Source organism: Hymenobacter bucti (assembly GCF_042681145.1).
GTDB lineage: Bacteria > Bacteroidota > Bacteroidia > Cytophagales > Hymenobacteraceae > Hymenobacter > Hymenobacter bucti.
Genome location: NZ_JBHUFD010000005.1, coordinates 276,035 through 290,300, shown reverse-complemented (window position 1 = coordinate 290,300; position 14,266 = coordinate 276,035). Strand labels below are relative to the sequence as shown.

The window sequence follows — 14,266 nt, the reverse complement described above, 5'->3', positions numbered from 1 at the left end:
GGCCGCGCCCTAATTATACCGAAATTCGCCCCCTTACACTTGCTTTAGTATGAGTTTGACCTTCCATAAATACCAGGGCACCGGCAACGACTTCGTCATCATCGACGACCGCGCCGAAGAGTTTGACGCCACCGACCAGCCGCGCATTGCGGCGCTCTGCCACCGCCGCTTCGGCATTGGGGCCGATGGCCTGATGCTGCTGCGCAACCGCGCGGGCTACGATTTCGAGATGGTGTATTTCAACGCCGACGGCGCGCCCAGCAGCATGTGCGGCAACGGTGGACGCTGCCTCGTAGCCTTCGCTAAGTACCTAGGCGTCATCGACTCCACCGCAAATTTCCTGGCCGTGGATGGCCCCCACGAAGCCCGCGTGGAAGCCGATGGCACCGTGCGCCTGAAAATGATAGACGTGGCCGCCCCGCAACTGGCCGACGTGGGCGAGGAGGACGTGTTTCTGCACACCGGCTCGCCGCACCACATCCATTTCCTCGACCCCGAGGAGTCGCCGAGCCTGGCCGAGTTCAACGTTTTCGCCGCCGGCCACGACATCCGCTTCGACCAGGCCTACGACCCCGCCGGCACCAACGTCAACTTCGTGGAAGTGCCCGCCGACCCCGCCCACCCCTGGCCTGTGCGCACCTACGAGCGCGGCGTCGAAGACGAAACCTACTCCTGCGGCACCGGCGTCACGGCCGTGGCACTGGCCGCCTCGCAGCGCGGCGCCGCCTCGCCCGTGCGCCTGAGCACGCCCGGCGGGCTGCTGGAAGTCTCATTCGAGCAGCAGCCCAATGGCAGCTTCACCAACGTGTGGCTCAGCGGCCCAGCCGTGCGGGTTTTTCAAGGTTCGTTGTAATTTTTCACCGCAGAAGGCGCAGAGGGCCTCGCAGAAGAAGCGCAGAGGCTGTTCTTCTGCGCTTCTTCTGCGAAATCCTCTGCGCCTTCTGCGGTGAAAACACTTTTCAGGGCTCTCGAACCCGACGATTTAGAATTTTTATTCGCCCTCGAAAACGACCCTGACCTATGGGCCGCCTCCGATGTGCTGCCCGCGCCCATTTCGCGGCATGCGCTGCGCGAATACCTGCGCCACAGCACCGCCAGCCTGGCCGAGGCCGGCCAGATGCGGCTGATAATCACGGGGGAAGGTGGGCAAGCCGTCGGGACCCTAGACCTGTACGAGTACTCGGCCCTGCACCAGCGGGCGGGCGTGGGCATCACGGTGCTCAAAAGTGAGCGGCGCCGTGGCCATGCCCAGGTAGCCTTGGCGCAGCTGCTGCCCTACGCCCGTGAGGCCCTGCAGCTGCACCAGTTGTACTGCACCATTGCTGACGATAATAAAGCGAGTATCAGCCTGTTTGAAAAAGCCGGTTTTCGACGCGTTGGCTTGCGCCAGGAGTGGCTACGTAGTAATACCCCCACCGGCTGGCTAGATGCCGTAGAAATGCAACTTATACTTAGAAAATAGCCCGGCCTAGAGGGTAGAAACCACTATTTTAAACTCCGCCATATCCTTTGCGTAGGGTATTGCGTAGAAGTAAGCAAGTGCTGCCTGTAGCCGGATGTTTTGCCCGGTTGGCGCGGTTCCCAAGCTCTTTCCTATCTTTTTTCATGCCGCTTTCTACTTTGGCGGAGGTACCTGCGCGTACCGCCTCCACCGCCCCGGCCGCGGACCAAGCCGATTCTACCCCCCTTACGTATTCGCTTCCCGACCTGGTCTGCTTCGCGCACCTCCACTGGGATTTTGTATGGCAGCGGCCCCAACATCTGCTCTCGCGCTTTGCTCAGCACAGCCGGGTTTTTTACATTGAAGATGCCTTTTTCCACGCCGATGACCATATCGAGCCGCACGTGGAAGTGAAGGAGCGGCAGAACGGCGTGAAAGTAGTGGTGGTGCACTTGCCCAATCACCTGCGCGGCGACGAAGCCGCCAGTGACCAGGCTCAGTTTGGTGTACTAAGCCGGTTTTTTGCTGAGAATAGCTTAACACAATACGTATTCTGGTACTACACGCCCATGGCTTTGGGCAAGTCCAGGCTCTTTACGCCAGCGCTTACCGTGTATGATTGCATGGACGAGCTAGCCCAATTTAAGTTTGCGCCGCCCGAGCTGCGTCAGCGCGAGCAGGAATTATTCGAGAAAGCTGACCTAGTATTCACCGGCGGGCAGCGCCTCTACGAATCTAAGCGCGAGCAGCACGCCGACGCCCATTCCTTCCCGAGTAGCATTGATAAGCAGCACTTTGGCCAGGCCCGCGACCCCAAGCTGGCCGAGCCCGCCGACCAAGCTGGCATCGCGCACCCCCGCATCGGGTTCTTTGGCGTGGTAGACGAGCGCCTCGATATTGAGCTGCTGCGCGAGCTGGCCACGAACCATCCGGAGTGGCAATTTGTAATAATCGGGCCGGTGGTTAAAATCGACTTCGCTTCGCTACCGCACAACACCAATATCCACTACCTAGGTGGTAAAGATTACCAAGACCTGCCCGCCTATTTGCGGGGCTGGGATGTTGCTACCTTACTCTTTGCTCGCAACGAGAGCACTGAATTTATCTCGCCCACCAAAACGCCGGAATATCTGGCTGCCGGCCGCCCGGTGGTGAGCACAAGCATCCGCGATGTAGTGCGCCCCTACGGCGATTTGAACCTCGTACAGATTGCCGACGACCCCCAGGAATTCGGCCAAGCCATTGCCCGCGCCCTGGAGCAAGGCAAAGATGCTAGCTGGCGCACCCGCACCGATAGCTACTTAGCCACAATCTCCTGGGACCTCACCTGGCAGAATATGGTGCAGCTTATACAGAGCCGCCTTGCTGCCAAGCACAAGCCCGCTGCCTGATTATCACTTACTTACAGTTCTCCACTGCGTTTTATTTACTCATCTCCCTCCATTCCCCCCATTATGTTCGACTATCTCATCGTTGGAGCCGGCTTTGCTGGCAGCGTTCTAGCCGAGCGGCTCGCCACGCGAAGCAACAAAAAAGTGCTCGTTATTGATAAGCGTAGCCACATTGCGGGTAATGCGTTTGACCACTACAACGAGGACGGCATTCTGATTCACAAGTACGGCCCGCACATCTTTCACACCAATTCGAAAGACGTATTTGACTACCTAGGCAACTTCACCGACTGGCGCCCCTACGAGCACCGCGTGCTCGCCTCGGTAGACGGCCAGCTGGTGCCGATGCCCATCAACCTCGACACCATCAACAAGCTGTACGGCCTGAGCCTGACCAGCTTTGAGGTAGAAGAGTTTTTTGCGTCGGTAGCCGAAGAAGTGCCCGTTATTAAAACGTCGGAAGACGTGGTAGTGAGCAAAGTAGGCCGCGAGCTCTACAACAAGTTCTTCAAGAACTACACCAACAAGCAGTGGGGCCTCGACCCCTCGCAGCTGGATAAGTCGGTGACCAGCCGCGTGCCCACCCGCACCAACCGCGACGACCGGTACTTTACCGACACGTTCCAGGCGATGCCACTGCACGGCTACACCCGCATGTTTGAAAAGATGCTCGACCACCCGAACATCAAAATCATGCTGAACACGGACTATAAGGAGATTATCAAATTCATTCCTTTCAAGGAAATGATTTTTACCGGTCCGGTAGACGAGTACTTCGACTTCCAGTTCGGTAAGCTGCCTTACCGCTCGCTCGAGTTCAAGCACGAAACCCTGAACAAAGAGCATCACCTGGCCGCGCCGGTAGTGAACTTCCCCAACGAGCACGCATATACCCGCATCACCGAGTTTAAGGCCCTCACCGGCCAGACGCACCCCCAAACGGCCATCGTGTATGAGTACCCGCAGGCTGAGGGCGACCCGTACTACCCGGTGCCCATGCCCGAGAACGCCGAGCTGTATGCTAAGTACAAGAAGCTCGCCGACGAAACTACTGGCGTACACTTCGTAGGCCGCCTCGCTACCTACAAGTACTACAACATGGACCAGGTAGTAGCCCAGGCCCTGACGCTGTACAAGAAACTGACCGATAAGGAAGAAGCTAACAAGCCCGTTCGCCCGGCTATCGCCGGCTCTACCTCGCTGGTAGAGAAGATTGTGAACCGCCAGCCTTCCAAAGAGTAGTATCGCCCTAGGGCTATCGTTCGTATAAAGCGCCTCCCCAGCTAGGGGAGGCGCTTTGTTTTCCTAGGAGCCTGTTTTATGAAACACCAAGCTGTTTGCTTACTACTCTTGCTGGGGTTGCTGCTGGGGCTGGCGGCCCCGGCGCAGGCCCAGCGGGGGCACGGCCGTGGTTACTACGCCCGGCCAGTGCCACGCCGCCCCTACGCCCGGCCGGTGCCCCGCGGCTACTACCACGCCCCGGCCTACCGGCCCTATTACGGGCCGCAATACTACCACGGGGCGCCGTACCGCAGCTACGGCGGGCGCAATTATTACCGGCCGCGGCCGTACTACCGCCAGCCGGGGCCAGTCATCATTATTCGGCCCTGACGGTACCCTAGGTAGCGCACTGCCATTATTACCGCTTCCGAAAACCCTGCACTCTTTTTGAGCGTGCGGGGTTTTATAGTTTACGCTGGTCGGTCCGGTTCGGCGGGTAGTCCGTAAATTTGCCCAGAGCGCGCTGTTCTTTTTAGTCAATTTGTTTACCCAATGTTAGATTTCCTCGGCAAAACCGTCGCCAAGCTGTTTGGCTCCAAAGCAGAAAAGGACCTCAAGGACGTGGTGCCTTACGTGGCCCTCATTAATGCGGAATATGCCAAACTGGCTGACCTGACCGACGACCAGCTGCGCCAGCGTACCCAGGAGGTGCGCCAGCAAATCGACGGCAAGCTGGCCGGCCTTGATGGGCAAATTGCCAGCTTACAGGGCCAGATTGAGGCGCAGCCCAACCTGGACGTGAGCCGCAAGGAGCAAATCTTTGAGCAAATTGACGCCCTCGAAAAGCAGCGCAATAAAGACCTCGAAACCGCTCTCACGGCGGCCCTGCCCCAGGCCTTCGCCATCGTGAAAGAGACTGCCCGGCGCTACGCCCAAAACGGCCAGCTGGTGGTGACGGCCACTGACATTGACCGCGACATTGCCCGCACCAAGGGTAACGTAACCATCCAGGGCGATAAAGCCACCTGGAGCAATAAGTGGCTGGCGGCCGGCGCCGAAATCACCTGGGACATGGTGCACTACGACGTGCAGCTCATCGGCGGCGTGGTGCTGCACCAGGGCAAAATCGCGGAGATGGCCACCGGTGAGGGTAAAACGCTGGTGTCGACGCTGCCGGCTTTCCTCAACGCCCTAGGGGGCCGCGGGGTGCACCTGGTAACCGTGAACGACTACCTCGCCAAGCGTGACTCGGAGTGGAATGCGCCGCTGTTTGAGTTTCATGGCCTGACGGTGGACTGCATCGACAGGCACCAGCCTAACACCGATGCGCGCCGCAATGCTTACCTGGCCGACATCACCTACGGCACCAACAACGAGTTTGGCTTTGACTACTTGCGCGACAACATGGCCCGCGACCCCGCCGAGCTGGTGCAGCGCAAGCACCACTATGCCATGGTCGATGAAGTGGACTCGGTGCTGATTGACGATGCGCGGACGCCGCTCATCATCTCGGGCCCGGTGCCCAAGGGCGACGTGCACGAGTTTTTGGTGCTCAAGCCGCGCATTCAGCGCCTGGTAGACGAGCAGAAAAAGCTGGTGCAAAGATACCTGGTAGAAGCGCGCCGTAATATGAAAGAGGGCACCCTTGAAGGTGCCAAGGAAGGTGAAGGCGGCCTGGCGCTGTTCCGCGCCTACCGCGGCCTGCCCAAGAGCAAGCCGCTCATCAAGTTTTTGAGCGAAACCGGCGTGCGCACGGCCTTGCAAAAAGTAGAGAATTTCTACATGCAGGACAATTCGCGCCAGATGCCGGACGCCGACAAGCCGTTGTTCTTCACCATTGATGAGAAGAACAACCAGATTGAGCTGACCGAAAAAGGCATCGACCTGATTACGGCACAGGGCGAAGACCCGCACCTGTTCATCATGCCCGACATCGGGGTGGAAATTGCCAATATCGAGCGCGCCGAAGCGCTGACGGCCGAGGAAAAACTCGCGCAGAAAGAGCAGCTGATGAGCGACTACCAGGAGAAATCGGAGCGCGTGCACACCGTGAACCAGCTCCTGAAAGCCTACACGCTGTTTGAAAAAGACGACCAGTACATCCTGAGCCAAGAAGGCAAGGTGATGATTGTGGACGAGCAAACCGGCCGCGTAATGGAAGGCCGCCGCTACTCCGACGGCCTGCACCAGGCCATCGAGGCCAAGGAAGGCGTGCGCATTGAAGACGCCACGCAGACCTATGCCACGGTGACGTTGCAGAACTTCTTCCGCATGTACCACAAGCTAGGTGGCATGACGGGTACGGCTGAAACCGAAGCCGGCGAGCTCTGGGAAATCTACAAGCTCGACGTGGTGGTGATTCCGACCAACCGCGTGATTTCGCGCAAGGACGACCACGACAAAGTGTACCGCACAGTGCGCGAGAAATACAACGCCGTAGCCGAGGAAATCGACGTGCTGGTGAAAGCCGGCCGGCCGGTGCTAGTGGGTACTACTTCAGTAGAAATCAGCGAGTTGATGAGCCGGATGCTGAAGCTGCGCGGCATCAAGCACCAGGTGCTGAACGCCAAGCAGAACCAGCGCGAAGCCGAGATTGTAGCCGCTGCCGGCTACCCCGGCACCGTGACCATTGCCACCAACATGGCCGGTCGTGGTACTGACATCAAGCTGCGCGAAACCTCGCGCGAGTCGGGTGGCCTGGCCATCATCGGTACCGAGCGCCACGAAAGCCGCCGCGTTGACCGGCAGCTGCGGGGCCGCGCCGGCCGCCAGGGTGACCCCGGTTCGTCGCAGTTCTTCGTGAGCTTGGAAGACAACCTGATGCGTTTGTTTGGCTCGGAGCGCATTGCCAAACTCATGGACCGCATGGGCATGGAAGAAGGCGAAGTGATTCAGCACTCAATGATTACGAGTAGCATTGAGCGCGCCCAGAAGAAGGTCGAAGAAAATAACTTCGGCACCCGCAAGCGCCTGCTGGAGTACGACGACGTGATGAATGCCCAGCGCGAGGTGGTGTATCGCCGCCGCCGCAACGCCTTGTTTGGCGAGCGCCTGGAGTTGGATATCTTGAACCTCGTTTATGACGTGAGCGAAGACATCGCGGCGGGCCACAAGGTCAGCAACGACTACGAGGACTTCAAGCTCAGCATCATCAAGGATTTCGGCTACGACACACACATTACGGCCCAGGAATTTAGTGCCCTGGCCGCGGAGCCGCTGACCCAAAAGCTCTACGAAGAAGCCACCGGCTACTACGAAAGCAAAAACGAGCACATTGGCCAGAATGCGCTGCCGATGATAAACGACCTCATCGGCCAGAATTCGCCCTACGAGAACATTGCCATCCCATTCACCGACGGGCACAAGCACACCCAGGTAATTGCCAACTTGCGCAAAGCGCAGGCCAGCAACGGCTTGGATATTATCCGGCAGATGGAAAAGGGCGCGGTGCTCTCCACCATCGACGAAGCCTGGACCCAGCACCTGCGCCAGATGGACGACCTCAAGCAGGTGGTGCAGAACGCCGTGTACGAGCAAAAAGACCCGCTCCTGGTATATAAGTTCGAGGCTTTCGAGCTGTTCAAGCGCATGCTGAGCAAGGTGAACCACGGCACCAGCGCCTTCCTCTTCAAGGCCGACGTGCCGGTGGCGGCCGAAGCCGGCTACGCCGAGCCCAATTCTTACTATGAGGATGACATATCGGAGCCGCTGCCCAAACTGAAGGCCGAAAAAGCCATCTCCGACGTGAGCCTAGGGGCCGGCCAGGAAGACCTCGACCAGGCCGCTGAGCTGGGCTTGGCGCCCGCCATCAAGCAAGAGCCCATGCGGTCGCAGAAGGTGGCCAACCGCAATGATAAAGTGACCGTGCAGTACATGGACGGCACCATCAAGCGCGATGTGAAGTACAAGTCGGTGGAGGAAGACCTTGCCGCTCAGCGTTGCGTGCTGGTAGAGGAGGCGTAAAGCTATTTTAAAATAAAAGAAGCCCGCACGGTAACGTGCGGGCTTCTTTTATTTTAAAATAGCTTTTGTTGAGTATAGAAAGGCTACCTAGCTTTACCTGGCTGGGCCAAAAGGTGCTGCGCTTCAAGGCTTGTATCTATGAATAACAAAGTAGGCTATCTGTTACTACTCCTGTCTGAGCTGTTGACGGGGCCATTGGCTCGGGCGCAGGCCCCGATTTGGCAATCGGTTAGCAACATTGCCGGCGCGGTTAGTCCGGTCTGCTGCCCTACCCTGTATCAAAACGCCATTGCCACCGATGCCAGCGGCAACGTGTACTTGGCGGGCTATTACACCGGCACCGTGCAGTTAGGGAGCTTCACGTTGGTCGGCCCCGCGATGTCATATCAAGCTATGGGCTTCGTGGCCAAGTGGAGCTTGGCCAGCCATAGTATTGTGTGGGCCAAAAGCCTGGCCGCCGTGGGGGCCTACGCGCAGGTGGGGGCAACATCTTTAGCAGTGAGTGGCAGCAACGTATACGTAGCGGGCACTTTTGTCGGCCCTACGCTGGCAATAGATGCTACTACGCTACTTAATCCTAATGTAGATGTCTACACCACCAATCTATTCTTGCTAAAGCTGACGGACATGGGCAGCACGGCTAGCGTGGCGTGGGCGCAGGCAGCCACCGGCGGGGGCTCGGTAGCTGCCGAGGCGCTAGCCGTAGCGGGCAATACCCTCTTCGTAGCTGGCAAGGCCAACGGTAGCAGTGTGCAGCTAGGCGCGGTAACAACGGCGGCCCCCGTCGGCCCCAAGCTGCTGGTGGCCAAACTACTCGATGCTGGCCTCAGCAGCAGCTGTGCCTGGCTGAAGCTGGCCACCGGCGCCTCAACCAACGACACAGCCGTCCGGCTGGCCTTGAACGGCAGCAATTTATACCTGAGCGGCAGCTTTGCTTTGCCAGCCACTTTCGGCGCCACTACGTTGGTACCCAGCGCGCACGCCACGGGCAATGTGTATGTCACCAAGCTGGCCGATGGCGGCACGACCGCCAGCTTTGAGTGGGCCCGGCAACTCACTTGTTCGGGAAGCGTGGTAGCGGCCGGGCTAGCGGCGGTGGGCAATCAGCTTTACCTAGCAGCCAATTACCTAGGTACCCTAACCTACGATAACAATACCCAGCTAACGGCCAACACGCCCGGCGTCGAGGATATTGGCCTGTTTAAGCTCGTGGATGCTGGCTCGACGGCCAGTTTTGGCCCCGCGCTGAGCATTGGAGGGGCCGGCGTGGACAAGGCCACCGGGCTACTGGCCCAGGGTAACAGCCTGTATCTGCTGGCTACCTTCAACAACGCTTCGTTTCGCTGCGGCGCGCTCACGCTCGTCAACCCCAATGCTTCGGGTAGCCAGAGTGTGGCATTGGCCCGCCTGGTGGACCGGGGCACGTACCTGGCGGGTAGCTGGTTGCTGGGGGCCGGCGGCTATAGTGCCGCGCAGGGCGAACTGCTGGCCAGCAACGGGCCTACGCTCTACGTGGCCGGCCGCACTACCTTGTTTAGTAGCCTGTCGCCCACGGAGTATCCGCACTACGTGGCCACGGTGAACGATGCGGTGAGCCTGCCCCTGCGGCCAGCCGATGCGGCGCTGGCTGCCTTTACGCTGTCACCTAATCCTGCTCATGGTATAGCTACGGTGCAGATACCCGCCGCTGCGGGCCCAGTTGCCCTCACGCTGCTCGACGGCCTGGGCCGGGTGGCCCGCACTGCCTCGACCCGGGCCGGCGTAGCCTACTCGCTCGACCTCACCGGCCTCGCGACCGGCGTGTATGCCCTGCGCGTGCAGACGGGCGAAGCAATAGCGACCCGGCAGATGGTGGTAGAGTAACTGCCCGGCAGCCCGGCCGTACCTTTGCCCCATGCCCACGCCCGACCTCGCCGCTATCCTCGACCATACCCTGCTGCGCCCCGATTGCACCGAAACCCAGATAATGCAGCTGTGCCAAGAGGCCCGGCAGCACGGCTTCGCCAGCGCCTGCGTGCCGCCGTGCTACGTGCCGGTGGCCGCCCGCGAGCTGAGCGGCTCGGGCGTGGCGGTGTGCACGGTCATCGGCTTTCCGCTGGGCTACAACGGCCCTAGGGTCAAGTTTCGCGAAGCGGAAATTGCCCTGGCCGAAGGGGCCACTGAGCTCGACCTTGTGCTCAATGTGTCGGCCCTGAAATCGGGCCAGCTGGAAGCCGTGAAGGCCGAAGTAGAAGACATTGGCGACCTCTGCGACGTGCACGACGCGCTGCTCAAAGTCATCATCGAAACCGCGCTGCTGACCGAAGCCGAGATGGAAACCGCCGCCCGGCTCTGCGCCGAGGCTGGCGCCAACTTCGTAAAAACCAGCACCGGCTTTGCCAGCCGGGGCGCCTCGGTATCCGATGTAGAGCTGCTGCGACGGGTGCTGCCGGCCGGGGTGCGCATTAAGGCCAGCGGCGGTATCCGCACCCGTGAGCAGGCTTTGGCGCTGCTGGCAGCCGGCGCCGACCGCCTAGGCACCTCCAACAGTTTGGTAATTATTCAGGAAGATGAACCTACGCTTTCGTAACGCGGTGCTGCTCCTAGGTCTGCCCTTGCTGGCCGCCTGCGCGGCTACGGCGCCCGCCGCCCCCACCACGCGCGCCGCCGCGCCTACCGATACCACCCGCAAAACGGTGGGCCTGATACCCGCCGAAGACCTGACGCGGTACCGGCCCACGTTTGCCGCGCCGACTGCGCCGGCGCCAGCACTAGCTCCCAAAACGGCGGCGGCCCTGCCCTCGACCACCAAGGCGCCAGTGCCGACCAACCACGTAAATGCCCCCCTAGAGCAGCGCCTGCGCGACCAGGCCTACACTAACCAGAACGTGAAATACACCAGTGGCTACCGCATTAAGGCCTATTCGGGCTTTGAGCGCGACCAGGCCATGAATGTGCGGCGCCAGGTTATTGGGCGCTACCCCGACGAAACCGATTACCTCACCTTCAAGCAGCCCGTGTACCGGCTCTACATCGGCGATTACATTACCAAGCTTGATGCCGCCCGGGGCCTGGCCCGCGTACGGCAATTTGCGCCTAAGGCTGAGCTGGAGCCCATGCAGGTACTGCTGAATAAGACGCCGTAAGTCTGAACCACGGATTCGTCGGATTTTTCGGATTAATCTGATTTTGTAGACGTTAATAAGTAGCTGAATACAAAATCCGACGAATCCGGCCAATCCGTGGTTCAGACATAATTGCTTACAAAATCTGTGAAATCCGACCAATCCGACCAATCCGCGGTTCAGACAATCCGCGACCGGGCCGCCGCCCTGGCGCCTGAGCTGCTGGCGGTGCGCCGCCACCTGCATGCCAACCCTGAGCTGTCGTTTAAAGAAACTGAAACGGCCGCTTTTGTCACCAAAAAGCTGATAGACATGGGCTTGCAGCCCTACACCGTGGCGGGTACCGGCGTGGTGGCCCTCATTGAGGGGCAGCCGGGCGGGCCGGTGGTGGCGCTGCGCGCCGACATGGACGCGCTGCCCATTCAAGAGCTGAGCGATATTCCGTATAAGTCGCAGCGCCCCGGCGTGATGCACGCCTGCGGCCACGATGTGCACACCACCTGCCTCCTAGGGGCCGCCCAGCTGCTCACGGAGCTCAAAGGCCAGTTCAAGGGTACGGTTAAGCTGCTCTTTCAGCCCGGCGAAGAACTGCTGCCCGGCGGCGCCTCGCTCATGATACAGGATGGCGTGCTGGAAAACCCCGCGCCGGCCGAAATAATTGGACAGCACGTGTTTCCGCGGCTGCCGGTGGGCCAGATTGGCGTGCGGCCCGGCCGCTACATGGCCAGCACCGACGAGCTCTACCTGCGCATTAAAGGCAAAGGCGGCCACGGGGCCATGCCCGAGCTCAACCTCGACCCGGTACTGGTGGCGGCCCACCTCATCGTGGCCGCGCAGCAGATAGTGAGCCGCCGCGCCAACCCCAAAATGCCCTCGGTGCTGAGCTTCGGCAAGGTCATCGCCAACGGCGCCACCAACGTCATTCCCGACGAGGTATACATCGAGGGCACCTTCCGCACCCTCGACGAGGCTTGGCGCGACGAGGCCCACGTGCATTTGCGGCAGCTCTGCGAAGGCCTGGCCGCCAGCATGGGCGCCGTGTGCGAGCTCGAAATCCGGCGCGGCTACCCCTGCCTCGACAACAATCCCGCTGTGACGGCCCGCGTGCGCACCGCCGCCGAAGCCTACCTAGGCGCCGAAAACGTGATTGAGCTCGACCAGTGGCTGGCGGCCGAGGACTTTGCCTACTTCTCGCAGGCAGCGCCGGCCTGCTTCTACCGCCTCGGCACGCGGGCCACCGATGGGCGCTTTGCCGCCTCGGTGCACACGCCTATTTTTAACATCGACGAGCAGGCCCTTAGCGTTGGGGCGGGGCTCATGGCTTGGCTGACCTTGCAGGAGCTGGGTCAGTAAGGCATTGTGCTGATTAACAATATTTTATTCCGTTTATGACGCGTTCTTTATCAGCCCTGGCCGTGCTGCTGGCTGGCAGCCAGATGGCCCTGGCGCAAACCACTACTGCCCCCGCCTACGACCCCACCGTGGCGCACCGCTCGCTGCGGGACCTGGAGCTGTGGCCCGAGCTACAAGGCGAGATTGCCCTGCGCAACGGTGACTACCTGCTACTGACTGTGCGGGGCGAGCGCAGCACTACCGATTTGCAGTCGAGCCGAACCCTAGGCTTTGACACCCGCCGCGTGGGGGCCACCTACGAGCACTTCTGGAACGACAAATGGAGCTGGGGCGGCGCCCTGCGCTACGAGTCGAACGCGCGGCTGGAGACGGGCAGCGGCGGCGATATGGTGGCGCCCGAACTGCTGCTGCGGCACCGCTCGCCCATTTTTGGGGGCCTCACGTTTGGCCAACGCCTGGGGCTGGAGCGCCAGTTTTATGTCATCCGAAACTATCTAGGTGGCCCCGGGCCCAGTGGCCAGTTCTGGGGCCGGGTGCGGATGGATGTGGAACGGCTATTTCCGCTCAGCAGCGACGCAGCGGGCCTGGCCCTGCGGCCCCGCCTGAGCTACGCGGCCAGCACGCATCTGCGCTTTCAGAAAGATGCGAATGACCCCGAGGAGCGCACTATCCAGTTCACCAGCTGGCGTGGGGAGGTGGGCGTGCGGCTTTCGCCCGCCATCGACTTCACCCCGTGGTTTGCTTACCAGACAATATATCGGCAGGACCTGATATTCACGGATAGAAACCAAGTGCCCGTATCAGGCGGCAAAATCAACGCCGTGTACCCGACCCTAGGGCTTGACGTGCGCTTTACTTTCCGGCCCGCCGGTGCAAAAGCTGACCGCCAGCAGTTGCCAACGCAGCATTAGGTGGGTGTAGGGTAGACATATTGTCCGGATATTTATATTGAAAAAAGGGCCTGTGCGGAATGCATAGGCCCTTTTTGTGCTTTTGTGGCAGTGAGTAAAAGCAAATATTTAGCTAGGGCAGACTTTTTGTCTTATTTTCATCATTCGGCATATATTTTATAGATAGAAAGGCGTCGCTGCTAGAAAATGGCAGCTATCAGCAAACAAAAACCCTTTCTACCCTATCAATTATCATGGCCACTTTGCTTTATAACCAGCCTGCCCTGCGTCCTGCCCGCGGTTTCAACTCGCTCCTGAATGAAGTGCTGCGCGATGCGCTGCCAGCAGTACCTAAGCCTTCGACTACGTTTGTACCGGCTGCTGATATCTTCGAAACGGCCACCGGCTACGAGCTGCACCTAGCCTTGCCCGGCGTAGCGAAAGATGCCGTAAGCATCGATTTTCAAGACAACCAGCTAGTAGTGACGGGCAGCCGCCCGGCGCCCACTGCGGAAGGCGATGCGGCCCCCAAAGCCCACCGTCTGGAAACCCGCTTTGGCGAGTTCAGCCGCACCTTCCGCCTGCCCGAAACGGTGAACGTGAAAGCCATTAGCGCCGAGCTTACCGATGGGCTGCTGCGCGTGACGCTGCCCTTCGATACTGAGAAGGTGACCAAACAGCATATTGAAGTGCGCTAATTGGCTCACGGCGAAGCTTGAAAGGCACCCTACAAGGGTGCCTTTTTTGGTCCTATACTTGCATAATACCCAGACAAGACGCAACCTTTGGGCACGAAATAATCTCCCTTTTGCGTTGAGGCTCGTAGGGAAGCGCACAGGCGCTGCACTACGCAAGAATTTCCGCGGGGCTTGACCTTTTTCGGGTTCCGTTTGTTACTTCGCA

12 protein-coding genes are annotated in these 14,266 nt (G+C 60.0%); all 12 read left to right on the top strand.

Annotated features, from left to right (window positions below; all coding sequences use genetic code 11):
- Positions 1 to 49: 49 nt before the first annotated feature.
- Positions 50 to 853 (top strand): diaminopimelate epimerase, encoded by an 804-nt coding sequence (dapF, locus tag ACFSDX_RS13345; protein WP_382314303.1) that lies wholly within the window; start codon positions 50 to 52, stop codon positions 851 to 853.
- 93 nt (positions 854 to 946) lie between these two features.
- A complete protein-coding gene (locus ACFSDX_RS13340; protein ID WP_382314301.1) occupies positions 947 to 1,462 on the top strand; it encodes a GNAT family N-acetyltransferase in 516 nt (171 codons plus the stop codon).
- A gap of 143 nt (positions 1,463 to 1,605) precedes the next feature.
- Positions 1,606 to 2,832: a glycosyltransferase family 1 protein gene (locus ACFSDX_RS13335; protein ID WP_382314299.1), complete on the top strand. Its 1,227-nt coding sequence runs from the start codon at positions 1,606 to 1,608 to the stop codon at positions 2,830 to 2,832.
- A 63-nt stretch (positions 2,833 to 2,895) separates the two neighbouring features.
- Positions 2,896 to 4,074: a UDP-galactopyranose mutase gene (gene glf / locus ACFSDX_RS13330; protein ID WP_382314297.1), complete on the top strand. Its 1,179-nt coding sequence runs from the start codon at positions 2,896 to 2,898 to the stop codon at positions 4,072 to 4,074.
- Between the two features lie 78 nt (positions 4,075 to 4,152).
- Positions 4,153 to 4,443: a hypothetical protein gene (locus tag ACFSDX_RS13325; protein ID WP_382314295.1), complete on the top strand. Its 291-nt coding sequence runs from the start codon at positions 4,153 to 4,155 to the stop codon at positions 4,441 to 4,443.
- Between the two features lie 162 nt (positions 4,444 to 4,605).
- Positions 4,606 to 8,016 (top strand): preprotein translocase subunit SecA, encoded by a 3,411-nt coding sequence (secA, locus tag ACFSDX_RS13320; protein ID WP_382314294.1) that lies wholly within the window; start codon positions 4,606 to 4,608, stop codon positions 8,014 to 8,016.
- Positions 8,017 to 8,154: 138 nt separating this feature from the next.
- Entirely contained in the window at positions 8,155 to 9,879 is a 1,725-nt protein-coding gene (locus ACFSDX_RS13315; RefSeq protein ID WP_382314292.1) for a T9SS type A sorting domain-containing protein, read from the top strand.
- A 31-nt stretch (positions 9,880 to 9,910) separates the two neighbouring features.
- Entirely contained in the window at positions 9,911 to 10,585 is a 675-nt protein-coding gene (gene deoC, locus ACFSDX_RS13310) for a deoxyribose-phosphate aldolase (RefSeq protein ID WP_382314290.1), read from the top strand.
- Positions 10,566 to 11,141, top strand: coding sequence for an SPOR domain-containing protein (locus tag ACFSDX_RS13305; protein WP_382314288.1), 576 nt, complete (start codon positions 10,566 to 10,568; stop codon positions 11,139 to 11,141). The genes deoC and ACFSDX_RS13305 overlap by 20 nt, the downstream gene beginning before the upstream one ends.
- A 126-nt stretch (positions 11,142 to 11,267) precedes the next feature.
- Positions 11,268 to 12,473, top strand: coding sequence for a M20 metallopeptidase family protein (locus tag ACFSDX_RS13300; protein WP_382314286.1), 1,206 nt, complete (start codon positions 11,268 to 11,270; stop codon positions 12,471 to 12,473).
- 35 nt (positions 12,474 to 12,508) lie between these two features.
- On the top strand, positions 12,509 to 13,384 hold the full coding sequence (locus ACFSDX_RS13295; RefSeq protein ID WP_382314284.1) for a hypothetical protein: 876 nt from the start codon (positions 12,509 to 12,511) through the stop codon (positions 13,382 to 13,384).
- 233 nt (positions 13,385 to 13,617) lie between these two features.
- Positions 13,618 to 14,061: an Hsp20/alpha crystallin family protein gene (locus ACFSDX_RS13290; RefSeq protein WP_382314283.1), complete on the top strand. Its 444-nt coding sequence runs from the start codon at positions 13,618 to 13,620 to the stop codon at positions 14,059 to 14,061.
- Positions 14,062 to 14,266: the final 205 nt, after the last annotated feature.